General features: G+C 32.7%; 24 protein-coding genes and 1 tRNA gene. 20 read left to right on the forward strand and 5 right to left on the reverse strand.

All coding sequences use genetic code 11. From position 1 onward, the window contains the following. Positions 1–88: 88 nt before the first annotated feature. Complete coding sequence (locus EQM05_RS02835) at positions 89–496, forward strand: hypothetical protein (RefSeq protein ID WP_128748642.1); 408 nt, start codon at positions 89–91, stop codon at positions 494–496. Positions 497–683: 187 nt separating this feature from the next. Beyond that, entirely contained in the window at positions 684–1901 is a 1218-nt protein-coding gene (gene tyrS / locus EQM05_RS02840; RefSeq protein WP_128748643.1) for a tyrosine--tRNA ligase, read from the forward strand. 36 nt (positions 1902–1937) lie between these two features. On the opposite strand, the gene rimI is transcribed toward tyrS, so the two are convergent. From rimI to tsaE, 3 genes are read right to left on the reverse strand one after another with little or no spacing between them, the layout of a single operon-like run. Then, a complete protein-coding gene (gene rimI, locus EQM05_RS02845) occupies positions 1938–2399 on the reverse strand; it encodes a ribosomal protein S18-alanine N-acetyltransferase (protein WP_128748644.1) in 462 nt (153 codons plus the stop codon). Next, positions 2383–3096 carry a tRNA (adenosine(37)-N6)-threonylcarbamoyltransferase complex dimerization subunit type 1 TsaB gene (gene tsaB / locus EQM05_RS02850; protein ID WP_128748645.1) on the reverse strand — a complete coding sequence of 238 codons (714 nt, stop codon included), beginning with the start codon at positions 3094–3096 and terminating at the stop codon, positions 2383–2385. The genes rimI and tsaB overlap by 17 nt, the downstream gene beginning before the upstream one ends. 19 nt (positions 3097–3115) lie before the next feature. After that, positions 3116–3574, reverse strand: coding sequence for a tRNA (adenosine(37)-N6)-threonylcarbamoyltransferase complex ATPase subunit type 1 TsaE (gene tsaE, locus EQM05_RS02855; protein ID WP_128748646.1), 459 nt, complete (start codon positions 3572–3574; stop codon positions 3116–3118). A 214-nt stretch (positions 3575–3788) separates the two neighbouring features. Here tsaE and EQM05_RS02860 point away from each other — a divergent pair, with 214 nt between their 5' ends. From EQM05_RS02860 to EQM05_RS02890, 7 genes are all read left to right on the forward strand, one after another. Further along, complete coding sequence (locus tag EQM05_RS02860) at positions 3789–4766, forward strand: zinc ABC transporter substrate-binding protein (RefSeq protein ID WP_128748647.1); 978 nt, start codon at positions 3789–3791, stop codon at positions 4764–4766. A 61-nt stretch (positions 4767–4827) separates the two neighbouring features. After that, entirely contained in the window at positions 4828–5448 is a 621-nt protein-coding gene (locus EQM05_RS02865; protein ID WP_128748648.1) for a CBS domain-containing protein, read from the forward strand. A 102-nt stretch (positions 5449–5550) separates the two neighbouring features. Next, a tRNA-Trp gene (locus EQM05_RS02870) sits at positions 5551–5626 on the forward strand. 81 nt (positions 5627–5707) lie between these two features. Further along, on the forward strand, positions 5708–6949 hold the full coding sequence (locus EQM05_RS02875; protein ID WP_128748649.1) for an HD domain-containing phosphohydrolase: 1242 nt from the start codon (positions 5708–5710) through the stop codon (positions 6947–6949). 150 nt (positions 6950–7099) lie between these two features. Next, positions 7100–8533 carry an NAD(P)/FAD-dependent oxidoreductase gene (locus tag EQM05_RS02880; RefSeq protein ID WP_128748650.1) on the forward strand — a complete coding sequence of 478 codons (1434 nt, stop codon included), beginning with the start codon at positions 7100–7102 and terminating at the stop codon, positions 8531–8533. Positions 8534–8575: 42 nt separating this feature from the next. Beyond that, positions 8576–9835, forward strand: coding sequence for an FAD-dependent oxidoreductase (locus tag EQM05_RS02885; protein ID WP_128748651.1), 1260 nt, complete (start codon positions 8576–8578; stop codon positions 9833–9835). 4 nt (positions 9836–9839) lie between these two features. Then, the gene (locus tag EQM05_RS02890; RefSeq protein ID WP_128748652.1) at positions 9840–10208 is read left to right on the forward strand and encodes a DUF1667 domain-containing protein; all 369 of its coding nucleotides are present in this window, start codon (positions 9840–9842) and stop codon (positions 10206–10208) included. A 36-nt stretch (positions 10209–10244) separates the two neighbouring features. On the opposite strand, the gene EQM05_RS02895 is transcribed toward EQM05_RS02890, so the two are convergent. Next, positions 10245–10880 (reverse strand): RusA family crossover junction endodeoxyribonuclease, encoded by a 636-nt coding sequence (locus EQM05_RS02895; RefSeq protein ID WP_128748653.1) that lies wholly within the window; start codon positions 10878–10880, stop codon positions 10245–10247. Positions 10881–11038: 158 nt separating this feature from the next. On the opposite strand from EQM05_RS02895, the gene tsaD reads away from it, so the two are divergent. From tsaD to EQM05_RS02910, 3 genes are all read left to right on the forward strand, one after another. Then, positions 11039–12064 (forward strand): tRNA (adenosine(37)-N6)-threonylcarbamoyltransferase complex transferase subunit TsaD, encoded by a 1026-nt coding sequence (gene tsaD / locus EQM05_RS02900; RefSeq protein WP_128748654.1) that lies wholly within the window; start codon positions 11039–11041, stop codon positions 12062–12064. A 37-nt stretch (positions 12065–12101) separates the two neighbouring features. Beyond that, on the forward strand, positions 12102–12917 hold the full coding sequence (gene proC, locus EQM05_RS02905) for a pyrroline-5-carboxylate reductase (protein ID WP_128748655.1): 816 nt from the start codon (positions 12102–12104) through the stop codon (positions 12915–12917). Between the two features lie 159 nt (positions 12918–13076). Further along, the gene (locus EQM05_RS02910) at positions 13077–16004 is read left to right on the forward strand and encodes an insulinase family protein (protein ID WP_128748656.1); all 2928 of its coding nucleotides are present in this window, start codon (positions 13077–13079) and stop codon (positions 16002–16004) included. A 34-nt stretch (positions 16005–16038) separates the two neighbouring features. On the opposite strand, the gene EQM05_RS02915 is transcribed toward EQM05_RS02910, so the two are convergent. Next, positions 16039–17955: an ABC-F family ATP-binding cassette domain-containing protein gene (locus tag EQM05_RS02915; RefSeq protein WP_128748657.1), complete on the reverse strand. Its 1917-nt coding sequence runs from the start codon at positions 17953–17955 to the stop codon at positions 16039–16041. A gap of 257 nt (positions 17956–18212) precedes the next feature. Here EQM05_RS02915 and EQM05_RS02920 point away from each other — a divergent pair, with 257 nt between their 5' ends. From EQM05_RS02920 to EQM05_RS02955, 8 genes are all read left to right on the forward strand, one after another. After that, on the forward strand, positions 18213–18842 hold the full coding sequence (locus tag EQM05_RS02920) for a redox-sensing transcriptional repressor Rex (RefSeq protein WP_128748658.1): 630 nt from the start codon (positions 18213–18215) through the stop codon (positions 18840–18842). A gap of 230 nt (positions 18843–19072) precedes the next feature. After that, positions 19073–19855 (forward strand): short-chain-enoyl-CoA hydratase, encoded by a 783-nt coding sequence (locus EQM05_RS02925; RefSeq protein WP_128748659.1) that lies wholly within the window; start codon positions 19073–19075, stop codon positions 19853–19855. Positions 19856–19868: 13 nt separating this feature from the next. Beyond that, positions 19869–21008, forward strand: coding sequence for an acyl-CoA dehydrogenase (locus EQM05_RS02930; RefSeq protein WP_128748660.1), 1140 nt, complete (start codon positions 19869–19871; stop codon positions 21006–21008). 14 nt (positions 21009–21022) lie between these two features. Next, positions 21023–21802 (forward strand): electron transfer flavoprotein subunit beta/FixA family protein, encoded by a 780-nt coding sequence (locus tag EQM05_RS02935; RefSeq protein ID WP_128748661.1) that lies wholly within the window; start codon positions 21023–21025, stop codon positions 21800–21802. Positions 21803–21821: 19 nt separating this feature from the next. Continuing rightward, on the forward strand, positions 21822–22826 hold the full coding sequence (locus EQM05_RS02940; RefSeq protein ID WP_128748662.1) for an electron transfer flavoprotein subunit alpha/FixB family protein: 1005 nt from the start codon (positions 21822–21824) through the stop codon (positions 22824–22826). Between the two features lie 55 nt (positions 22827–22881). Beyond that, on the forward strand, positions 22882–23730 hold the full coding sequence (locus EQM05_RS02945; RefSeq protein ID WP_128748663.1) for a 3-hydroxybutyryl-CoA dehydrogenase: 849 nt from the start codon (positions 22882–22884) through the stop codon (positions 23728–23730). Between the two features lie 341 nt (positions 23731–24071). Beyond that, positions 24072–24971 (forward strand): DNA glycosylase, encoded by a 900-nt coding sequence (locus EQM05_RS02950; RefSeq protein WP_128748664.1) that lies wholly within the window; start codon positions 24072–24074, stop codon positions 24969–24971. A gap of 183 nt (positions 24972–25154) precedes the next feature. Continuing rightward, positions 25155–26642: a 4Fe-4S dicluster domain-containing protein gene (locus EQM05_RS02955; protein ID WP_128748665.1), complete on the forward strand. Its 1488-nt coding sequence runs from the start codon at positions 25155–25157 to the stop codon at positions 26640–26642. Positions 26643–26793: the final 151 nt, after the last annotated feature.

The following is a 26793-nucleotide window of genomic DNA, read 5'->3' on the forward strand; positions in this document are numbered from 1 at the left end:
AATAGCTCAGAGTATTGAATAAATATTCTGAATATTATATAATTTAGGTAATTAAACTCACCTAAAAATATTAATAAGGGGTGGTAAAATGATTCATGTATTTTTTAACAAAAGAGGTACAGGAAAAACAAAGGCAATGATTAATCTGGCCAATGAAATGGTTGCTCAAAACAAAGGCGATATGGTTTACATTGACGATGATAAAAGACCACTTTTTGAGTTAGACAGAAGGATAAGATTTATTTCTACTGATGAATTCAACTTAAAACATATTGAAAGTTTTTACGGTTTTTTGTGCGGTATACTGTCCGAAAACTACGATATTAATACTATCTTTATTGATGGTTTGTTTAATATTGTAGATGAAAATGTTCAGAATGCGGCACAATTATTTTATTATATGGAGAAAATGGTTAAAGACTATAACGTTACATTCTATATTAATATTAATGCCGAACAGGAGATTCCTGAATACATGAGAAAATACGTAGCTTAAATAAGACTACTTTTACGGTTAACTTTAAAAAGAAAACCTATATATTCAAGAGACTGGATGTGATTCCAGTCTCTTGTACTGTTTAACGAATTCAGCCGCATTATTGATTAATTGTAAAATAAACTATATACTAAAAAAGAATATTATTTATACTTTCTATATAACAGATAAAGGAGGAATACACAAAATGAACGTTTATGATACTTTAGTAGAACGTGGATACATAAAGCAGCTTACACATGAAGAAGAAATAAGAGAATTACTTGATAAGGAAAAAATAACTTTTTATATAGGCTTCGATCCTACAGCAGACAGTCTGCATGTGGGACATTTTCTTCAAATGATGGTTATGGCTCATATGCAGAGGGCTGGTCACAGACCAATTGCTTTAATAGGAGGAGGCACAGCAATGGTTGGCGATCCAAGCGGCAAAACAGATATGAGGAAGATGCTGACAAGAGAGCAGATTAATCATAATGGAGAGTGCTTTAAAAAGCAGCTTGAAAGACTTGTTGATTTCAGTGATGGGAAAGCTATTATGGCCAATAATGCAGATTGGCTTTTAAATTTAAATTATGTTAATTTTTTAAGAGAAATTGGAGTGCACTTTTCTGTTAATAAAATGCTTACAGCAGAATGTTTTAAGCAAAGATTGGAGAAAGGCTTGTCTTTTCTTGAATTCAATTATATGCTTATGCAGGGATATGACTTTCTTGAACTTAATAGAAGATATGGATGTGTTATGGAACTGGGTGGAGACGATCAATGGTCAAATATTTTAGCCGGAGTGGATCTTATAAGGAGAAAAGAAGGAAAGCCAAGCTATGGAATGACATTTACTTTATTAACTAACAGCGAAGGCAAGAAAATGGGAAAAACCGTAGGCGGTGCAGTATGGCTTGACAAAGAAAAGACATCTCCTTATGATTTTTACCAGTACTGGAGAAATGTTGATGATGCAGATGTTGAAAAATGTTTAGCCTTACTTACATTTTTACCAATGGATCAAGTAAGAGAATTAGGCAGATTGGAAGGCTCACAAATCAATGAAGCTAAAAAGGTATTAGCCTATGAAGTTACAAAAATAGTGCATGGTGCTGATGAAGCTGAAAAGGCAAGAGATGCTGCAGAAGCTTTATTTTCCGGCGGCAGGGATTTAGCCAATGTTCCAACCTGTGAGATTGATAAGACTGCTATAGAAAATACTGTATTGGATATTCTTTTACAAAATAAGATAATACCTTCAAAATCTGAAGGAAGAAGATTAATTGAGCAGGGCGGTCTTACTATTAATAATGTTAAAATAACTGATATACACCATAAATTAAACATAGATGATTTTAAGGATGGCAGTGTGCTAATTAGAAGAGGAAAGAAAAATTACAACAGATTAATATTAAAGTAAAAATAATAAATGCCCGGGTTAACCTGGGCATTTATACTATGTAAAGTACTTCCAAAGGATTAAAGCATCTTCATTGTTATCCTCATAATATCCTTTACGCATTCCTTCCTGAATAAAACCAAATTTTTTATAAAGATTTTTTGCAGCTATGTTAGAAGCTCTTACTTCTAATGTTATTCCTATAACCAATTCTAATTTGCATATATCAATCATTGCATCCATAAGCATATTTCCAATCCCTGTTCCTCTGTACTCAGGGTGAACTGCAATATTTGTTACATGGGCCTCATCTACTATAATCCATAAACCGCCATAACCTAATATTAAACCATCCTTCTTTGCAACAACATACCTGGCAAAAGAATTATCAGTTAATTCCTTTATTAGTGATTCTCTGCTCCAGGGAGTTTTAAAGCTAAGTCTGCTTATGTTTAATATTTCATCAATATCTTTTATGGTAAGGCAGCTTATTTCAACTGAATTATTCAACTTTATCATTCCTTATCTTATTTTCATATTCACGCTCTGCCTGAGATTTCATCATATAATTTGGAGAAAAACTATAAATATTGTCTTCTTTTGATTCTTTAAGAAGTTCTATACCTATAGCACCTAATGAAGAAGCTTTTACAACATTTAAATGGCTTGGTGCAAATAAAGCATTAGGAAACTTCAATAGTATTTTACTTTTAAATTTATCTATAGCGTCACCTATGAAACATATAGGCTGCTGGTAATGCTCTAATTTTAATAGTAAATCATCCATGGATATTATTTCTTCAGAGGATAATTCTTTTAGATGATCTTTATCAAATGAGAATAAATTAGTGTACACATTTCCTCTTAATGCATCCATTATAGGGCATACAATACCATTGGTATAAGCCATGTTATAAGCAAGTGCCTGCAGTGATGATACAGAAACAAAAGGCTTGTTTGTTCCTGTGCATAATCCTTTAACTGTAGCAGCTCCGATTCTTAAACCTGTAAATGATCCAGGCCCTTTTGAAACTACAAAGCCATCAATGGAATTTATATTCAATTTTAAATATGATAATAAATCATCAATTATTTTCATCATAATAACTGAATGCTGTTTTGTATGATTTACTGTTATTTCACCTAACAGCTTATTATCATCAATTACTGCACAGGTTGCTGATTCTGTGGCAGTATCAATACAAAGAACTTTCATAAAAAATTTCTCCTTATCTCTATAATTTTAAAGTATCTACATACTTGTATTTTGAACTGGTATAACTAAATACAAAACACCTGTAATCCTCACCCTTATGTGGATCTTTATAAATATTTATGCTTAAATGTTCTTTAGGAATTAAAGGCTCTATATATTTTGACCACTCAATAACTGAAACGGCATCACTAAATATGTATTCATCAAAGCCAATAGCCTGAATTTCATCCACATCACTTACTCTGTATACATCAAAATGGAATAATTTTAATCTGCCATTATATTCATTAACTATATTAAAGGTGGGGCTTGTAATGTATTCATGGATATCCAAACCAAGTGCAATGCCTTTTGTAAGATGTGTCTTACCAGTGCCAAGATCACCATCTATACAAATAATATCACCTGGATTCACTAATTCCCCAATTTTTTTGCCTAAAGCCAATGTATCTTCAACACTATTTACACAAATTTTCATTCTACACCTCTATTATGTTTAATCTCAATATATAAAGTAAATATTTTCTTTCAAAGTATTACTAAAATTTATAGTAATACAATAGTATAATATAAGCAAGTCAATTAATTTAATGCTTAATAAAATATTTAATTGCATTGTTACATTAATTTATGTAAAATATAATATAAGATAACATAAATTTGGAATTACTATAGCATTTGGAGTGAGAAAATTGAATAGTGGTAATAAATTTAGAACTAAATTAATAATTACGGCATTAACTATAGTAATCGTGTTAATAATTATTACTGCATGCTCATCTAAAGTTACAGATGATAAAACTGTCCCTGATACTGTTAAAAGTAACGATACTGATGTTGTTTTAAATATAATGGTAAGCGATAAGACCCTTGCAAATTTAACAAAAGAAATTGTAAAGGATAGACATTTTGTAGATTATATGTTTCAGGATAGAAACAGCGGCTTAACATTTAAATTTTCAGATGATAGTATATCAAATGTCAGCAATGAGGATTTATTTATTTATTTTGGAGCCAGTTATGAACCATGGGCTAACAGCTTTACCGATAAGCTAAGTAAAAGTAAGGTAGGAATTATAAATGCATCCAGGGGAATTAAGCTGAATATGCTTTCAAAAGAAGTTAAATATGGAGACATAACAGTTAAAGAAAATCCTTATTACTTTCTTAATTTAGATGATTATAAAATTGCGTTAAGTAATATTAAAAACGCGGTTGAAGACAGAGACCCTAAAAACAGGGATATATATGAAAAAAATTTTGACAGTGCCATGAAAAAAATAGAACCCATTCAAAAAAGCATAAAAGATTTATCAGATGCTTCTAAAAATATTACAATCTTAACATGTGAAGATTACATGGATTATTATCTAAAATATACTTCATTAAAGCAGATTAAGGCTGATATGACAGGATCCGACAAGGATCAAATAATATCTGATCCAGCAACCCTTCAAAAGTTAGATGATAGTTTTAAAAACAATAATAAGATAATATTTCTATATGCAGATGATAATTACCTAAAGGCAAATGAAGATATTATTAAAAAATATGATATGACTACTGTTAAGTGGAATCTTCAGGAAAGCAGCTTTAATTGCCTGAACTTAATTAAAAAGAATACTGAGGAATTAAAAAAGGCAGTTGATTTAATAGAGCCAAAACAATAATATACATAAATTTTCTACTATAAAATACTTTTATTTTTATTAGGAAATGGGAGGTATTATCATGTTTGTAACAAATCTAATGCTTTTAAAAGAAAAACTGGTTACTGTTTCACCGAAAGATTCAATAGAAAAAGCTCTTAAGGTAATTGAAGAAAACAAATTTCTTTCTGTCCCAGTTGTAGAAGACGATAAATTTTATGGCGCAATTTCAAAAAGTGATATTTATGAATTTTACTATGATAAGTGTCCAGATAAGAAGTGCCTATTATCAGATTTTAAAGTTGAGAATGTCATGAGAACTAATATTCAAAAGGTGACCCCACTGGATCAGGTTGAACAGGCATCACATTTTTTAGAGACAAATAATATTGCCTTTGTAGCAGTAGTTGATAATCAGGGGAAATTTAAAGGTATAGTAACACATCATGCAATATTTCATGAGTTTACAGAATTATTTGGATTGAATAAAGGAAGAAGACTGGCAGTCATAGCTTATGATATACCTGGCCAGGTGTCAAAGCTGACAAAGATAATATCTGAAAATGAAGGGGATATTTTAAGCTTTGTAGTGGTAGATCCTAAAAGTGTAACTGATGTAAAAGAAATTGTAATGAGAATACGAACTGATAATTTTGATGGTATACTGGCAAAAGTACGTGAAGCAGGATTTAAAATTCAGTAGATAAGCAGCCATGATAAATCTATATTTGTAAAACAAATATCACAATATTTCATAAAAGGTATTGCAAATATAGATTTTATGGGATATAATTATTCATGTCTTAGGGGTATAGCTCAGTTGGTAGAGTAGCGGTCTCCAAAACCGTTGGTTGTAGGTTCGAGACCTACTACCCCTGCCAGATATTGGACTAAATAGATATTAGCAAAGGGCTGATATCTATTTTTTTTGCTGGAAAAATATTTTACGAGGTGAAGCTTTAATGGACAATATTAATCTATTTCAATTGATTTCTGCTTTTTCCACGTCAATAGACTTTGCCGAGACCGGTTTTTTTTATGATGATAGTTATCTGAATGCATTCCAAAGTATAAAGAAAAAGAATGGAAAGTTTACAAACCATTCGAAAAGAACGGCTTATGTGGCGGAACGTTTAAGTAAACAGATATCCTCAGATAGTGAATTTTTGAAAAAGGCATTTTTTGTGACTTCATTACATGACATAGGTGCATCATTTTATATTGAAGAAGCTCATAGTGACAAAGTTCAAATGTATAAACACTCCGTTAAGGGAAGCACTTTGATAAAGAATTTTCCTTTTATGGATGAGGAAGCATCACTGGCTGTTAAGTATCACCATGAAAATTATGATGGCAGCGGACATTTTGGCCTCACTGGCAATGAGATCCCAATATTAGCTCAAATTATCAGAACTGCTGATGCCTTTGATGTGTTATATGATGATGATAAAAATAATTTTACACAAAGGAAGCACATAGCTGAATGGATGAATAAAAAGAAGGATGTTATTTTTAATCCACATTTAATTGATATATTTATAGATGTACAAAGCAAGGACAGATTTTGGCTTGATGTTGAAAACATTGGTGTAAACCCTAAAATTATTTCAGATATTATCCCTGAAGTATCACTGAACATCAGCTGGAAAGAGTTAAGGGATATTGCATGGGTGTTTGCTGATATAATAGATTCTAAAAGCCCTTTTACATATACCCATTCATCAGGTTTGGCTAAACTGATTAATAAAATATCAGGTTATTTGAATTGTGATGAAGAAAAAAGAACTAAATTGGAAGCAGCAGCTTTACTCCACGACATTGGTAAATTGAGAATACCAAATTCCATACTGAACAAGCCCGGGAAACTTACTGATGATGAATATACTGTAATAAGATCTCATACATATTATACAAGATACATATTATCTCAGGTAGATGGACTTAGTGAAATTACTGACTGGGCAGCAAATCACCATGAGAAATTAGATGGCAGCGGATATCCTTTGGGAATTTCAGGAAGCTCTCTTTCGAAAGAAGAAAGATTAATGGGAGTTTGTGACATGTATCAGGCCTTAACTGAAAACAGGCCATACAGACCAGGTATGAGTGAAGCAAAAGCATTCAGTATACTAGATGACTCAGTTAACAAAGGTAAAATCAGTGGGGAAGCTGTTAATGTGTTAAAAAAAGTTGTGAAAAGCTAATTTTATTTTATGCTATACTTGAATAAAGCATTGAATTGTGCTATTATATTACATGAAATAGAATATTTTATTGGCAGAGTAATGAGAGCCAGGTAAATGGTGTTAACACCTTTTATTTGGCTCTTTTTGTTTTTAAAGGAGGTATGTTAAATGTATGATATCACTATTATTGGTGCAGGGGTAGTAGGCTGTAGTATTGCAAGGGCGTTATCAAAATATGATTTAAGTGTATGTGTATTGGAAAAAGATAATGATGTAGCATCTGGTACATCTAAGGCTAACAGTGCCATTGTGCATCCAGGAGAAGACCCAATTCCAGGTACATTAAAGGCAAAGCTAAATGTACGGGGAAATGCAATGTTTGATAAGCTTTCTGAAGAACTTGATTTCCCATTTAAAAGAAATGGATCATTTGTATTGTGTTTAAGTGAAGATGAGATACCTGAGTTAAAAGAATATTCAAAAAGGGGAATAGCTAACGGAGTTAAATTGGAGTTTTTAAACAGACAACAGGCATTGGAGAAAGAGCCAAATCTTTCGGACGAAGTTGTAGCAGCTCTATTCTTTCCAACTGGAGGAATAGTGTGTCCTTATGAAATGACAATAGCTTTAGCAGAAAACGCTTTCACAAATGGCGTTGAATTCAAACTGGAAACAGAAGTAGTGAATATTATTAAAGAGAAAGATAAATATATTATTGAAACAAATAAAGGAAACATTGAAAGTAAAATTGTTATTAATGCAGCTGGAATTTTCTCTGATGTGATGAATAATTTTGTAAGTGAAAAGAAAATTAAAATAATTCCAAGAAGAGGGCAATATTGCCTTTTTGATAAAGTTGATGGCAGCATGATAAAAAGTACATTGTTTCAGCTTCCTACTAAACTGGGAAAGGGAGTACTGGTTACCCCTACAGTAGATGGAAACTTATTAGTAGGTCCTGATGCAGAGGATCTGGAAGATAAGTATGATTTGGAAACTACACAGGAGGGCTTGGATTTTATTATTAGTAAAGCAAGAAAAAGTGTAAAGGATATTCCTATGAGAGATGTAATAACTTCTTTTGCAGGGCTCAGAGCTCATACTGGCGGGGATTTCATTATTGGAGAAGTAGAAGATGCTCCAAACTTTATTAATGCAGCTGGTATTGAATCCCCAGGTTTAACAAGTTCTCCGGCTATTGGGGAGATGATTGAAGAAATCATAGTTAAAAAATTAAATCCAAGGAAAAATGAAAACTTTAACCCTATTAGAAAAGGGGTCCCTAAATTTAGAGAATTAAGTAATGAAGAAAGAAGAAAACTCATAGCAGAGAATCCTCAATATGGTAAGATAATATGTAGATGTGAAACAGTAACTGAAGGTGAAATTGTTAATGCAATTCACAGACCACTTGGAGCAAGAACTCTGGATGGAGTAAAAAAGAGAACCAGGGCTGGAATGGGAAGATGCCAGTCTGGATTCTGCAGCCCAAGGGTAGTGGACATATTAGCCAGGGAATTGAAAGTTGAGAGAACAGATATAACTAAATTTGGCGGACATTCCAATATATTAATTGGAAAGGATAAAGAGCAGGTTAAGTGATTTATCAGGGTATAAAATATTCATATTTTTGGAGGTTTTAGTATGCAGGAATACGATATAGTTATTATAGGAGGAGGGCCGGCAGGTTTGGCTGCGGCTGTCTCCGTTAAAGAACAGGGAATAGATAATATTCTAATATTAGAAAGAGATAATCAGCTTGGGGGAATACTTAATCAGTGTATTCATAATGGTTTCGGTCTTCATACCTTTAAAGAGGAGCTTACTGGACCGGAATATGCACAGCGTTTTATAGATAAGGTTGAAGAAATGAAGATACCATATAAATTGAATACTATGGTACTTGATTTAAACAAGGATAAGGTCATTACTGCAGTAAATGAAGATGATGGAATTATTGAAATAAAAGCAAAAGCAGTTATATTGGCTATGGGATGCAGAGAAAGACCAAGAGGGGCAATAAATATTCCTGGAAGCAGATGTGCAGGTATATATACAGCTGGCACAGCTCAGAAGTTCGTTAACGTAGAAGGCTATATGCCAGGAAAAGAAGTTGTCATATTAGGATCAGGAGATATAGGATTAATAATGGCAAGAAGAATGACATTAGAGGGGGCAAAGGTTAAGGCAGTAGTTGAACTTATGCCATATTCCAGCGGCCTAAAGAGAAATATAGTTCAGTGTCTTGATGATTTTAATATTCCTTTATTATTGTCACATACAGTTATAGATATAAAAGGAAAAGACAGGCTTGAAGGAGTTACCATTGCAAAGATAGGTAAGGACAGAAAGCCTGTTAAAGGAACAGAACAATATATACCATGTGATACATTACTTCTTTCAGTTGGGCTTCTTCCAGAAAATGAACTTTCAAGAAAGGCTGAAGTAAAACTTTCAAAAGTTACTGGAGGAGCAGAAGTAGACGAAAGCTTACAAACAAGCATTGAAGGTATATTTGCCTGCGGAAATGTGCTTCATGTTCATGATCTGGTGGATAATGTAACAACAGAAAGTATTAACGCTGGTAAAAGTGCAGCTGAATACATAAGAGGAAAAAGCTGCAAAGGAGAAAAAATTGAAGTTATAGCAACAGATGGAGTTAGATATACTGTCCCTAAATATATAAATGTTAATAATGTAGACAAAGTTTTAGATGTAAGATTCAGGGTAGGAAATGTGTACAAAGATAGTTATATATCAGTATATTTTGATGATGCTCGTGAAATGCATATAAAGAAGAGAATACTCACTCCTGGAGAAATGGAAACAGTTAAATTAACAAAAGCTCATTTTGAAAAATATCCTAATTGTAAAAGGATAACTATAAAAGTAGAGGGGGAGTAATTGTATGACTACTAGAGAATTAACATGTATTGGATGTCCTATGGGCTGTATTCTTGAAGTGCAGCTTGATGGAACTGAAGTTGTGAAGGTTACAGGGAACACATGCCCTAGAGGAAAAGATTATGGAGCAAAAGAATGTACTAATCCAACGAGAATCGTAACCTCTTCTGTAGCTGTTGAAGGCGGAGTGGAAACTGTTGCATCAGTTAAAACAGAAAGAGACATTCCAAAGGAAAAAGTATATGATGTAATAAGGCTGTTAAAAGATGTAACTATAAAAGCACCTGTTAATATTGGAGATGTAGTGCTTAAAAACATATTTGATACTGGTGTAGATATAATTGCTACTAAGAACATTGATAAGAAAAACTAATATTGAAGGCCCTTTCTTTTAAAAAGAAGGGGCCTTTTAAAACAATTTTTTAAAACAATCCCTGCATATAAGCATTGATCCAGAGTTAGCAGAAATACAATTATCATTTGTAACTGATTTACCGCAAACCTGACACTTCAAATAACCTTTCTTTGGACTTTTAGGTAAGGCTTTTTGTCTATATGAAGCAGGAATCTTGCTTTTCCTGTTTGGAGGTGCAGAATAATTGATTGGCACATCATCATTACACTTTTTTTCAATAGAGTAATTCACTGAATATGAGCTTTCAGCAAAAAGTTCAAGTTCAAATCTGGGGTTTTCTTTATCATAAAACTCCTCAATAACCAGTCTCCTGACTTGAGCATCATTTACTATGAGTCCGCTTTTTTCAATGCCGTCAAAAATACTCTTTGTTATATTATTTGTATCTGGATGCCTTTTGCTGCTTTTATAATAAACCTTTAATACAGCAATTAAGGATTCCTTAAGTGTTATTCCAGGGTTTTGTATTCTTGCCTCATAAGCAATTTCTTCTTCATAAATGGCATATCTATCATGATATTTACCAGAATTGTATGGAAGAATAGCTCTGCCTTGTATATTAAAAAGCTTAAAATTAGATTTTGAAATGGGAGAACCCTTAACTATTATTCTGGCGTATTTATATTCCATAGCCTGCTCCTTATGTATTAGTGTTAAAATATCTAAAATCATTATAGCACAATTAAAAAGCCGAAAGTTGATTATAATTATTACTTAAAGTATAATTATTTTGAACAAAATAACAACAATGTTATGGACTTTTAATAAATGTAATGGTGAGGTACAAAATGAAAGAAGGATTAAAAATTCTGGCAATAGAAAGCAGCTGCGATGAGACTTCTGCTGCAGTGGTTATAGATGGAAGAAATGTTTTATCAAATGTAATAGCTTCACAAATTGATATACATACTAAATTTGGAGGGGTAGTTCCTGAAGTTGCTTCAAGAAAACATATAGAAGCAATCAGCATAGTTGTTCAGGAGGCATTGGACAAAGCAAATGTTAAATTAAATGATATTGATGCTGTTGGAGTTACATATGGGCCAGGTCTTGTGGGAGCCCTGCTGGTTGGTGTACAATATGCTAAAGGACTTTCTTATGCATTAAATAAACCTTTAATTGGAGTAAATCATATAGAAGGACATATAAGTGCAAATTTTATTCAGTACAAAGATCTTCAGCCGCCTTTTGTATGCCTTGTGGTTTCAGGAGGGCATACTTTTATAGTGTATATGAAGGATTATGGAGACTTTGAAATAATGGGTCAGACAAGAGATGATGCAGCTGGAGAGGCTTATGACAAAGTAGCAAGAGCTATAGGATTAGGATATCCAGGCGGTCCTAAAATTGATAAAATTGCTAAGGAAGGTAATCCCGATGCAATAAAATTTCCAAGGGCTAATTTCCATGACAATAGCTGTCTTGACTTTTCCTTCAGCGGGGTAAAGTCTGCTGTGCTGAACTATTTAAATAAAATGAAAATGAAAAAACTTGAAATTAACAGAGCAGATGTAGCAGCTTCCTTTCAAAAATCAGTAGTGGATTTTTTAGTTGATAATGCTATGGCTGCCTGTAGATTAAAAGATGTTGATAAAATTGCTGTAGCAGGAGGAGTTGCATCTAATTCCTGCCTAAGGGAAACTTTAATAAATACAGGCAGACAAAATGGAATAAAGGTACTTTTTCCTGATCCCATATTGTGTACTGACAATGCAGCTATGATTGGAAGTGCTGCTTATTTTGAATTTTTAAAAGGAAAAACAGCTGGTTTAGATTTAAATGCTGTACCAAATTTAAAATTAGGTCAGCGTTAGCAGTTTATAAATTAAAGTTCTAAGGGGATGTTTCATTGTGAATAAAAGAATAGGTTTTATAGGATGCGGGAATATGGCTCAGGCAATAATATCAGGGATTATTACCTCTAAGCTTATTCCAGCAGAAAATATTATGGCCAGCAATAGAAGCAGAGGAAAGCTGGATGATTTTGCACAAAAGTTCAATATTAATAAGGGTGGTAACAATATTGACGTTGTAAAATTTGGAGACATTGTTTTCTTAGCAGTAAAGCCTGATAAATTTAATGAAATAACCGAAGAAATAAAAGGATCAATAGATGAAAAAAAGATAGTTGTAAGCATTGCAGCAGGAATTACCATAGATTATCTGGAAAAAAAGTTAGGTAAAAATAAAAAAATTGTAAGGATAATGCCAAATACTCCGGCTGTGGTTATGGAAGCAATGACTGCAGTAAGTTTTAATTCAAATCTGGATTCTAAAGAAAAAAAAGAAGTAGTTGAAATACTTCAAAGCTTTGGAAGAGCAGAAGTTATTGAAGAAAAATTAATGGATGCTGTTCCAGGAATAAGCGGATCTTCACCTGCATATGTTTATATGTTTATTGAAGCATTGGCTGATGGAGGAGTTTTAACAGGAATGCCTAGGGATAAAGCATACAAATTTGCTGCTCAGGCCGTTTTAGGAGCAGCAAAGATGGTACTGGAAACTGGTAAACATCCAGGCGAATTAAAAGATGCTGTATGCTCACCTGCTGGCACTACTATTGAATCTGTATATTCCTTGGAAAAGAACAATTTCAGAGGAGCAGTAATTGAAGCAGTAGAAAAATGCTATGAAAAAACAGCTGCTATGTCAAAATCAAATAAATAATATGCTTAATTCCATTATATTTTATATAGTGGAATTAAATTTTTACAATTTTTTATTGTTTTTAGGGAAAGCTAATTATATAATGTAAAATATATAATTGGAATATAATGCTATAAGCTTTTTAAACATATATTTTTTAATTTTGAAGGGAGTGGAATTATGGAATTACAATTAAATCACATATATTCAGGATTTAAATTTTTAAAAGAAGAAGATTTACCAGAACTTAAATCAAAGGGCAAAACATTTATACATGAAAAGAGCGGTGCTAAATTAATACATATAGAAAACGATGATGATAATAAGGTGTTTTCTATTGCATTTAGGACACCTCCAAAAGATAGTACAGGTGTAGCACATATACTCGAACATTCAGTACTTTGCGGATCAAGGAAGTTCCCGGTAAAAGAGCCATTTGTTGAGCTGATTAAGGGGTCTTTAAATACATTTTTAAATGCATTTACTTTCCCAGATAAAACAATGTATCCTGTAGCCAGCAGAAATAATAAGGATTTCAACAATCTTATGGATGTATATCTGGACGCAGTATTTTATCCAAATATATACAAGTATCCTGAGATAATGATGCAGGAAGGCTGGCATTACGAATTAGACAGTGAAGAAGGAGAATTATCCTATAAAGGGGTAGTTTATAATGAGATGAAGGGCGCATTTGCATCGCCTGAATCCATACTCTTCAGGAAGATTCAGCAGTCACTGTTTCCAAATACACCATATGGTGTTGAATCTGGCGGAGATCCAGATGTTATTCCTGAGTTAACTCAGCAGGGTTTTTTAGACTTTCACAAAAAATATTATCACCCATCTAACTCATTTATAATTTTATATGGGAAAATGGATATATTAGAAAAACTGAAATTTATTGATGAAAATTATCTGAAGAACTTTGATAAAATAGATGTAGACTCCAAAATACCATATGAAAATGCATTTACTAAACAGAACAGGGTTGAAGTAAATTATCCTATTTCAAGTTCGGAGAAAGAAATGGATAAAACCTATTTGAGCTTAAATTATGTAATAGGAAAGGAAACCAATCCGGAGCTGGAATTAGCATTTGATATATTAGAATATATATTGCTTGAAACACCATCATCTCCTCTTAAAAAGGCACTTATTAAAGAAAACCTAGGTAAGGATGTTTTTGGAGCATATGAAAGTGATATATTGCAGCCATTCTTCAGTATAGTGGTTAAAAATTCTAATGAAAATGAAGAAGATAGATTTAAAAAAGTGGTAAAGGACACATTAAGTTCATTAATAAAGAATGGAATAGATAAAAAATTAATTGAATCAGCTATAAATGTTAAAGAATTTGAACTTAGGGAAGCAGACTATAACAGCTTTCCAAAGGGATTAGTATATAGTATGAGATGCCTTGGCAGCTGGTTATATGATGAAGATCCATTTATTAATCTTCAGTATGAAGGGTATTTGAAGAATATAAAGAGGGGCTTAAAGACTAATTATTTTGAAAAAATAATTGAAAAGTATATATTGAATAATAAACATAGTTCAGTTGTAATAATTAAACCCGAAAAAGGTCTTGCAGAAAATAAAACTCAGCAGTTAAAGGAGAAACTTGCCAAGTATAAAAGTACTTTATCAAAAGACCAGATTGAAGAATTAATAAATCATACTAAAAATCTAAAAACAAGACAAAGTGAGAAAGATACTACTGAGAATCTTCAAAAAATACCTTTATTATCTATTGATGATATAGATAAAAATGTAGAGAAGCTGCCTACAATTGAAAACCGAAAAGATGATGTAAAAATATTAGAGCATGATGTCTTTACAAATAAGATTATATATAACTCCTTATTTTTTAAAAGTTCCACAGTTGAGGAAAGTTTAATTCCCTATATTGCACTGTTGTCCGGGATTTTAGGAAAGGTAAATACCGATAAATATAATTATGAGGATTTATCTAATGAAATAAATATTGTCACAGGCGGAATCAGGTTTAATGCTGAAGTGTTTTCAGAAAGCACTAAGGATGAGATATTTTATCCTTACTTTACAGTTAAAATGAAATATTTAGGGGATAAGCTTGGAAAGGCTTTAGAGCTTGTAAATGAAATAATAAAGAATAGTAAATTTGATGATGAACAAAGACTAAAGGAAATTATTGAAGAAATTAAATCCAGATTGGAAATGATAATGTTTGACAGGGGACACATAGTGGCTGCAAGCAGAGCTACGGCTTACTGTTCTCAGGTAGGAAGATATAATGAATACTTAACAGGTGTTTCATTTTATAAGTTTATTTCGGATTTGGCTGCTAATTTTCATGATAACTTTGAATCATTAAAGAAAAATCTTTATAAAGTTTCAAACTGTATTTTTAATAAGAATAATTTAATGGTCAGTATAACAGCAGAAAAGGCACATATTGAAAAAGTTGAAGATAATATTAATTTAATTTATAAGGATCTAAACTTTGACAGACTTGCAGAAAATAAATATGAATTTAAATTAGAGCCAGATAATGAAGGATTAATGACATCAAGTAAAGTTCAATATGTAGCAAAAGCCATGAATTTTTCAAAGTTTGGAATTGACTATTCAGGAAGTATGCAGGTTTTGAGATCTATAGTTAATTATGACTACCTATGGAATAAAGTAAGGGTTCAGGGCGGTGCATATGGATGTTTTAGTGGATTTAAAAGAAATGGCAATTTGTTTGTAACCTCATATAGAGATCCAAACTTAGATACTACATTGGATGTTTATAATAAAATATATGAATATCTGCAGAATTTTAAGGCTGACAACAGAGAAATGACTAAATATATTATTGGAACAATATCAGATTTTGATATGCCGCTGACACCTCAAATGAAGGGTGAAAGGGCAGACGAGTACTATATAAGGCATATTTCATTTGAGGATCTTCAAAAGGAAAGAGATGAAGTCCTGGAAACAAGGCAGGATACAATTAAAGGCTTTGCTCCACTTATGGAAAAGTTTATGAAAGAAAATAATATATGTGTATTGGGAAATGAAGATAAGATTAAGGAAAATGAGAAACTGTTCGGTAAATTGATAACTTTATTTGAATAAAAAAATGGTGGTCTTTTGCCACCATTTTCTTATATTATAATGAAAGTTCTTCCCACTTATCATATAGTGAATCAACTTCATCCTGAAGTTTAATAATCTGCTTATTAACTGATTCACTTTTTTCAAAATCTGAATATACTTCTTCAAAGCATAATTGCTTCTGCAATTCAGCAATGTCATTTTCATTTTTTGAAATTGCTTCTTCAACCTCTTTTATCTGCTGCTTATGTAGTTTTTCAAGCTGTTCCTGCTCTCTTTTTTTTCTTTTTTCAGCGTGTATTTGTGTCTTGCTTTTACCTTCCTGTTCCTGAATCTGCTGAAATCTTAATGGATTTGTTTTCTTTTCAATATAATAGGAGTAGTTTCCTAAATACTCTTTTACACCATCTTCTTTTAATTCATAAATTTTAGAAACCACTTTATTTAAAAAGTATCTATCATGAGATATTACTAATACTGTACCGTCATAGGACAGCAGTGCATCTTCAAGTGCTTCCCTGGATGGTATATCCAAATGGTTTGTTGGTTCATCTAGTAGTAAAAAGTTTGACTTTGACAGCATTAATTTTAATAGATTTATTCGGCATTTTTCGCCTCCGCTGAGATCTCCTACTTTCTTAAAAACATCATCCCCGTAAAATAAAAAGGCTGCTAAGGAAGATCTTATCTGAGTTACTGTCATATCAGGGAAGTCATCCCATACTTCATCTAAAATATTCTTATCAAGATGAAGATTTGATTGTTCCTGATCATAATAACCAACAAAAACATTTTTACCTAAATATATAGTACCGCTGTCAGGGTTTATATTATTCAGTATCATTTTAAACAATGTAGTTTTACCTCTGCCGTTTGCTCCAATTAAAGCAGTCTTATCACTTCTCTTCAAATCCAAATTAAGATTTCTAAAAAGCAGTTTTTCGCCAAAAGATTTACTTAAATTTTCAATGTGAAGTACATCGTTTCCGCTTTTAATCATAGTTTCAAAGGAAATTCTAGAAGCTGAAGGATCCTTATCGGGAGCCTGAAGCTTTTCAACTTTATCTAAAGCCTTTTGTCTGCTTTCAGCAGCTTTTATGCTTTTTTCCCTATTGAAGGATCTATATCTTTCAATGATTTCTTCCTGCCTTTTTATTTCCTTTTGCTGATTTTCAAATGCCTTCATTTGGACTTCATAATTTTTCTCTTTTTCCAATATGCAGTTAGAATAATTTCCATTATAACAATTTACATGGCCATTAATTAATTCAAATGTTCTGGTTGTAATGGAATCAAGAAAAAATCTGTCATGAGATATTATTATTACAGTACCTTTATATGACTTCAGATATTCTTCCAGCCATTCAATTGCATCCAGATCCAAATGATTTGTAGGCTCATCCAGAAGAAGTATATCAGGCTTTATTAAAAGCAGCTTACATAAGGCCACTCTTGTTTTCTGACCGCCGCTTAGTATGCTTATAGATTTATTAAAATCATCTTCTGTAAAGCCTAGTCCCTGAAGAACTCTGTTTATATCACCCTTATAGGTATAGCCGCCTCTGTTTTTATATACTTCAAATAATGTAGTATATTCTTTGATTATTTTATTGTGGTATTCTTCTTTAGAAGAGTCATAGGGCTCATTCATTTTCTGTTCTAATTTTTTAATTTTACTTTCCAGCTGCAAAAGATCACTAAAAACTGTGAGCAGCTCATCATATATGGTATTTGTTGTTTCTAAAGAAAGATGCTGTGCTAAATATCCTACTGTTTTAGATTTATCAATAAATAGATCGCCATGATCCTGCTCTAAACTGCCAGTTAAAATTTTAAATAATGTTGATTTCCCGGCTCCATTTGGACCAATCAGGCCTACTTTTTCTCCTTCATTTATATTAAAAGTAACTTTATCTAAAACTACATCTATTCCATAACTTTTATTTAAGTCCTTACTGCTTAAAACAATCATTACATCCACCTGCCTCAAAATAATTATACTAAAGTTCCATATGAAATTAAAATATATTTTTATTAATTTCTGGCTATAATGAAAATGTAAGCTTATTTACTTACAATACAATACAATTGTACTATAATTAGTTGTATGAGTCACAAATTATTGACACTATGCTTAAATAGGGATACTATAATTATTATGTAAAATAAATAATATGCTATAATTAGTATAAATGTAGTTTAAATTAAAGTTTAGATATGAGGTGCGATATGGATAAAAAGAAGAATATTTCTATGGCGGTGATTAAAAGATTACCAAAATACCATAGATATTTAGATGAACTTATGCAAAATGAAGTAGACAGAATATCATCTAAGGAATTAAGCGAAAAAATAGGGTTTACAGCTTCACAGATAAGGCAGGACTTAAATAACTTTGGGGACTTTGGACAGCAGGGTTATGGCTACAATGTTAAAGAATTACATAATCAGATTAGTAATATTTTAGGCCTTACAAGAGAATACAAAACCATAATAGTAGGTGCCGGAAATATTGGTCAGGCTTTAGCAAATTATTCTGATTTTCAAAAGTTAGGTTTTAATATTGTATCAATATTTGACATAAATCCAAAACTTATTGGATTAAAAATCAGAGATGTAGAAATTATGGATATAGACTATCTGCAGGAGTTTTCTGAAAAAAATAAGCTGGATATTGGCATAATCTGCGTTCCAAGAAATAATGCGCAAAAAGTATGTGATACACTTATTAAAGCCGGAGTTAAAGCAATATGGAACTTTGCACCAATTGATTTAATTGTTCCTGAGGAAATTAAAGTTGAAGATGTTCATTTAAGTGATAGCTTGCTGACTTTAACTTGCCTGCTAAATGACATATAATGTCATGTTTTGCATAAATTTGTCGAATTTTAGTTAAAAGTTAATCATAAAAATATCAAAAATAAATGGATATTTCTATAAGTTTATTGTTGTCATATAAGGTTTTACAGTATATAATAGTAATTAGAGGCGTTGTGCTTCTAATTATTTTTATATAACCTTGTTATATAATTAACAATTTGCCGTTATTTATTTAACAGGATTAGAGTATTTTCGAGGAGGATTTATTTATGGAATTTAATAATGTAGTTCTTGAAAAGAGTGGCAAAATTGCAGTGGTTAAAATTAATCGACCAAAGGCATTAAATGCATTAAACACAGAAACATTAAAAGAGTTAGATATTGTTATAACAGAATTAGAGCATGACAAAAATATATTTGCAGTTATTTTAACTGGTGAAGGTGAAAAAGCATTTGTTGCAGGGGCTGATATCACTGAAATGAAGGACTTATCCAGTATTGAGGGAAGAAATTTTGGAATATTGGGTAACAAGGTATTTAGAAGACTAGAAAATTTAGACAAGCCTGTTATTGCAGCTGTCAATGGTTTTGCACTAGGCGGCGGCTGTGAATTAGCTATGAGTTGTGATATAAGGATTGCTTCAACCAAGGCAAAATTTGGTCAGCCTGAAGTTGGTCTTGGTATAACACCAGGATTTGGAGGAACTCAAAGATTAGCAAGATTAGTAGGACTTGGAGCTGCAAAAGAACTTATTTATACAGCTAAAGTTATTAAAGCTGACGAAGCATATAGAATAGGTCTGGTTAACAAAGTAGTTGAACCGGAAAAATTAATGGATGAAGCTAAGGAACTTGCAAATACTATTACTGCTCAAGCTCCAATAGCAGTTAAGTTATGTAAATCTGCAATAAATAGAGGCATTCAATGTGATATAGATACAGCAACAGCTTATGAATCAGAAGTGTTTGGAGAATGCTTCTCAACAGAAGATCAAAAAGAAGGCATGACTGCTTTTGTAGAGAAAAGGGAAAAGAGTTTTAATAATAGATAGGAGGCTACGTATAATGGATTTTCAATTGACTAGAGAACAGGAATTTGTACAGAAGATGGTAAGGGAATTTGCTGAAAATGAAGTTAAGCCAATAGCAGCAGATATAGATGCCACAGAAAGATTTCCAAAGGAAACAGTAGAAAAAATGGCTAAATACGGTATGATGGGAATACCATTTTCAAAAGAGTACGGCGGAGCAGGCGGAGACACACTGTCATACATACTTGCTGTTGAAGAACTGTCAAAGGTATGCGCCTCAACAGGAGTAATCTTATCAGCTCATACATCTTTGTGTGCATCATTACTTGATAAATACGGCACAGAAGCACAAAAACAGAAATATTTAATCCCACTTGCTAAAGGAGAAAAATTAGGTGCATTTGGCTTAACAGAGCCTAATGCAGGAACAGATGCAGCTGGACAGCAGAGCCTTGCTGTATTAAAGGGCGACCATTATGTACTTAATGGTTCAAAGATATTCATAACAAACGGCGGAGTTGCTGATATATTTGTTGTATTTGCAATGACAGACAGGAGCAAAGGCGTTAAAGGAATATCCGGATTTATACTTGAAAAGGGAATGAAAGGCTTTTCAATAGGAAAAGTTGAGGATAAAATGGGAATAAGAGCATCTTCAACCACAGAGCTTATTTTTGAAGATGTGGAAGTACCTGTAGAGAACCTTGTTGGAAAAGAAGGAAAAGGATTTGGTATAGCAATGTCTACCCTTGATGGAGGAAGAATTGGTATAGCAGCTCAGGCACTTGGAATAGCCGAAGGCGCATTTGAAGAAGCCAGAGATTATATGAAGGAAAGAAAACAATTTGGAAGACCATTAAGCAAGTTCCAGGGCTTATCATGGATGATGGCTGACATGGATGTTGAAATAGAATCTGCAAGATATCTTGTGTACAAGGCTGCATGCAATAAGGACAAAGGAATTCCATATACTGTTGATGCTGCAAGAGCAAAGCTTATAGCAGCAAATGTGGCAATGGATGTTACAACTAAAGCAGTTCAGATATTCGGCGGATATGGATATACAAAGGATTACCCAGTAGAGAGAATGATGAGAGATGCTAAGATAACTGAAATCTATGAAGGAACTTCACAGGTTCAAAAATTAGTAATTTCAGGCCATATATTTAAATAAGGAGGACTTATACAATGAACATAGTTGTTTGCTTAAAACAGGTTCCAGATACAAATGAAGTTAAGATAGATCCAAAAACAGGAACTCTTATAAGAGAAGGTGTTCCATCAATAATCAACCCTGATGATAAAAATGCACTTGAAGAAGCATTAGTGCTTAAAGAGCAATATGGTGCCAAAGTAACAGTAATAAGCATGGGACCACCACAGGCAGAATCTGCATTAAGGGAATCACTTGCAATGGGAGCCGATGAGGCTATTCTCATATCTGACAGAGCCTTTGCAGGAGCAGATACACTGGCAACGTCAAATGCCCTTGCAGGAGCATTAAGGAAACTTGATTACGATATTGTATTTGCAGGAAGACAGGCAATAGATGGAGATACAGCACAGGTTGGACCAGAATTAGCAGAACATTTAAATATCCCACAGATAACTTATGTAGAGAAAGTAGAAGTACAGGGAGATAAATTAAAGGTTAGAAGAGCATGGGAAGATGGATATGAAGTAATAGCAGTAAAGACACCTGTCCTTTTAACAGCAATAAAGGAATTAAATGTACCTAGATATATGCATATGGCAAACATATTTGAAACCTTTAAGAAGGAAGTAAAAGTTTGGTCTGCAAATGATATAGATGTAGACAGATCCCTTCTTGGTTTAGCTGGATCACCAACAAAAGTAAAGAAATCAGCTACAAAAGAAGCAAAAGGTGCAGGAGAAAAGATAAATATGCCGGCTAAAGAAGCAGCAGCATATGCAGTTTCAAAATTAAAAGAGAAACACTATATCTAATATATAGGAGGGATTTAGAATGAATATAGCAGATTATAAAGGTGTATGGGTATTTGCAGAGCAAAGAGACGGAAAGCTGCAGAAGGTATCTTTAGAGTTACTTGGAAAAGGAAAAGATTTAGCAGATAAATTAGGAGTACAGCTTACAGCACTGCTGCTTGGAAGCCAGGCAGATGATATGGCAGAAACGCTTATAGCCTATGGTGCTGATAAGGTAATATATGCAGATAATCCTTTATTAAAGCATTATACAACAGATGGATATGCAAAGGTCATATGTGATCTTGTAAATGAAAGAAAACCTGAAGTCATACTTGTAGGAGCAACATTTGTAGGAAGAGATCTGGGACCAAGAGTGTCTGCAAGATTAAAGACAGGATTAACAGCAGACTGTACATCACTTGATGTTGATTCTGAAACAAAGAATCTTCTTATGACAAGACCAGCCTTCGGCGGAAATCTTATGGCAACAATAGTATGCGGTGACCACAGACCACAGATGTCCACAGTAAGACCTGGAGTATTTGAAAAACTTCAAAAGGATACTTCAAGAAAAGGTGAAATAGAAAAGATACATGCAGACTTAAAAGACAGTGATATAAGAACAAAAGTAGAAGATGTTGTTAAGCTTGCAAAGGATGTAGCAGATATAGGAGAAGCAAAGGTAATAGTTTCAGGAGGCAGAGGACTTGGAAGCAAGGAAGGCTTTGACCTTTTAAAGGAACTTGCAGATGTAATGGATGGAACAATAGCAGGCTCAAGGGCAGCCATAGATAATGGATGGATAGATAAAGCATATCAGGTAGGACAGACAGGTAAGACTGTAAGACCTAATGTATATATAGCAGTAGGAATCTCAGGAGCAATCCAGCATTTGGCAGGAATGCAGGACAGTGACTATATAATAGCTATAAACAAGGATGAAAGTGCTGCAATAATGCAGATAGCAGACCTTGGCATAGTAGGAGACTACAGGAAAGTAGTACCTGAGCTAATAGCACAGATTAAAGCTGCTAAAAATTAAAAATATATATTAACATAATGTTATCAATTAAAATTTGATTTTAGGAGGGACAAATATGAAAAAAATATTTGTAATTGGTGCAGGCACAATGGGAGCTGGAATAGCTCAGGCATTTGCAGCAAAGGGAAATGAAGTAATAATAAGGGATATTAAAGATGAATTTGTAGACAGAGGATTAGCTAATATAAAAAAGTCATATGATAAATTAGTTACTAAAGGAAAATTAACTCAAAAGGATGCAGAAGCTATTCTTTCAAGAATAAGCGGAACAGTTGATATGAATTTAGCAGAGGACTGCGACTTAGTTGTTGAAGCTGCAGTTGAAAATATGAAAATTAAGAAAGAGATATTTGCAGAATTAGATAAAGTCTGCAAACCAGAAACAATACTTGCTTCAAATACATCATCACTTTCTATAACAGAAGTTGCTTCAGCAACAAAAAGACCAGATAAGGTTATTGGAATGCATTTCTTTAATCCAGCTCCAGTAATGAAATTGGTAGAGATAATAAGAGGAATGGCTACATCTCAGGAAACCTTTGATAAAGTAAAGGAAACAGCAGTTTCAATAGGAAAAGACCCTATTGAGGTAGCTGAGGCTCCAGGCTTCGTTGTAAACAGAATATTAATACCAATGATCAATGAAGCAGTTGGCATTATGGCTGAGGGCATAGCATCTGCTGATGATATAGATAAGGCAATGATGCTGGGAGCAAATCATCCAATGGGACCATTAGCTTTAGGCGATTTAATAGGATTGGATGTATGCTTAGCTATAATGGATGTATTATATAAGGAAACTGGAGATTCTAAATATAGAGCTAATCCACTATTAAGAAAATATGTAAGAGCTGGATGGCTTGGAAGGAAGACTGGAAGAGGATTCCACAATTACGCAAAATAATTTTAAAATAAAAAAACTGAGTTATAATACTCAGTTTTTTTTATAGTTATATTTATTATACTTTAATAAATAATATGTTATAATAAAATTTATCAGCTTGATAGGTTTAGCATAGATAATACAGTAGATACAGCATCTGATACTAAAAATACTATGCTGATTATAATAATAAGTTTTTGCCATAAATTTAGATTTTTCATCTTTAGGATCCTTTCAAATAATGTTAATAGATTATTATTATGTAAATGCACAAAATATTATACATAAAATGAACATTGATTTAATTGGGATCTTAATGGTAATAAACATATAAATGTTTTATAAAAAGAGAGGTAAATAGAATGGATTTTCATAGTGCAGAAAGTATTGAAAATGGTGTTAAAGTAACATCTGTGAAAAATTTTGAATTACCCCATGTATTTGATTGCGGGCAATGCTTCAGGTGGAACATGCAGGCAAATGGCAGCTATATAGGGGTGGCTCTGGGCAGGGTAATTGAGGTAGAAAAAAAGGAAAATGATTTATACATATACAATACAAGTATGAAAGAGTTCAATGAATTATGGATTAATTATTTTGATTTAAATAGAGATTATAGTGCTGTAAAAGAAACTCTCAGCAAAGACCCATTATTGCAGAAAGCAGTGGACTTCGGATATGGTATAAGGCTGCTTCAGCAGGATGAATTTGAACTAACTGTATCATTTATTATTTCATCTAATAACAGAATCCCAATGATTAAGAGAGCTATAGAAAATATAAGTAAAAAATGGGGCAGTGAGATAATTTACAAAGGTGAAAAATATTATACATTTCCAACTATACAGTCATTAAAGAATGCATCTTTAGAGGATCTGCAAAATTGCGGAGTTGGTTTCAGGGCCAGATATATAGCAGATACCGTAGAAAAGATATATGAAAGCAATAAAGAAGAGTATAAACAATTTGACTTAAAAACAATTAAAAAGTTAGATGATGATGATTGTCATAAGGCACTCCAGAATTTTATGGGTATCGGGCCTAAGGTGGCAGATTGTATTATGTTATTTTCAATGGAAAAATATACAGCTTTTCCAGTTGATGTGTGGGTAAAAAAGGCTATGATATATTTCTATATGGCACCAGATGTTTCCCTGAAAAAGATAAGAGACTTTGGCCGGGATAAATTTAGGGAATTATCAGGATTTGCGCAGCAGTATTTATTTTATTATGCCAGAGAAAATAAAATTCAGATAGAATAAAATATAATAAATTATCTATTTAGCTGTTTCATATTTAACAAATATCTGTTATAATGTATTATGTGAATTGTCATAGGACATAGAGATACTGTATTAGTAAAATGACAGACATTTTTGATACAATTAAACAAAGAAATTTGTACAATATTAAGGGTTATCTTGTATGACTTAGGAGGTTATATAATGTTTAAATTTGAGACTCAGCTAAAAAAACTTAAATACCAAGCATTAAAAGAAGTAGCACTGATGGTTAAAGAAAATAGATTAAATAAGAATGAATTAATAAAAGCACCTTATGATGTAATTAAGGGAGATAAAGCAGAATACAGATGCTGTGTATACAGAGAAAGAGCAGTCTTCTACGAAAGAGTTCAGATGGCAGCAGGATGCATGCCGGATGATAATATATTACATGACTTAGTTGAGGTAAAAGATGAGGATCAAATTATATATGTAATGCCTGCTGCCTGTGATAAGTGCCCTATTGTTAAATACTCAGTAACAGATGCCTGCAGAGGATGTATACAGCATAAATGTATGGAGGTATGTCCAGCTGGGGCAATTACAAGAGTTGCAGGAAGATCATATATAAATCAGGATTTGTGTAAGGAATGCGGAATGTGTAAAAAGGCATGTCCATATACTGCTATTGCTGAAGTTATGAGACCTTGTAAAAAAGCGTGCCCAACTGGAGCATTGGAAATTAATTCTGAAAATAAACAGGCTATGATAAAGCAGGAAGAATGCATAAATTGCGGTGCCTGCATGGCAGCATGTCCATTTGGTGCAATAGCTGATAAAAGTTTTATAATTGATGTTACTAAAGCATTAATGGATAATAAAAAGATGTATGCAGTAGCTGCTCCAGCCATAACAGGTCAGTTCGGACCAAAAGTATCTGTGGAACAGGTAAAAACTGCCTTTAAGCAGTTAGGATTTACAGATATGTTTGAGGCAGCCTGTGGTGCAGATGCTGTTACAGTGCATGAAAGCAGTGAATTTATTGAAAGAATGGAAAAAGGAAACAAATACATGACTAGTTCCTGCTGTCCTGGCTTTGTTGGATATATAGAAAAAAAATTCCCTGATCAGGCAGATAAAATATCTACCACGGTTTCACCTATGGTTGCAACAGCAAGACTGATTAAAAAAATAGATAAAGATGCATTGGTAGTATTTGTTGGACCATGTACGGCTAAAAAGTCTGAAATAAAAAGAGAGGGAATTAAAGAGTCTGTAGATTATGTAATGACATTTGAAGAGATAATGGCTCTTATGGGTGCCTTTAATATAGATCCTGAAACCTGTGAAGGAACAAAAGTTGATGATGCATCATACTTTGGAAGAGGATTTGCTCAAGGTGGAGGATTAACAGCAGCCATTGAAAATTATGTAAAAGGTAAAGAACTGCCAATTGGATTTAAACCTGTTAAAGCAAGCGGTGCGGATGAAATAAAGAAGGCAATGACTATGGGTAAAGTCGGAAGATTAGCAGGTAATTTTATTGAAGGAATGATGTGCGAAGGCGGCTGTATTGGCGGGCCGGCAACTACCATTTCTTTAATGAAAGCTAAAATAAACTTAAATAAATTTAGTTCACAGTCATCTAAAAAGAATGTATCTGAAAATGAGAAATTAAATAATTTTAAGGAAACAAATATGCAGGTATAGATTAAATTATATTTAATGCCATGTAATAGAATAAAGTTCTATTACAGGGCATTTTTTGTGTTATAATACATTTATTTATATGAATTTGCTAATAAAATCACAGCATAAATAATTAAGAATATATAATACATAATAAACGTAAGGTGATAAA

Source organism: Clostridium sp. JN-9 (assembly GCF_004103695.1).
Taxonomy (GTDB): Bacteria; Bacillota; Clostridia; order Clostridiales; family Clostridiaceae; genus JN-9.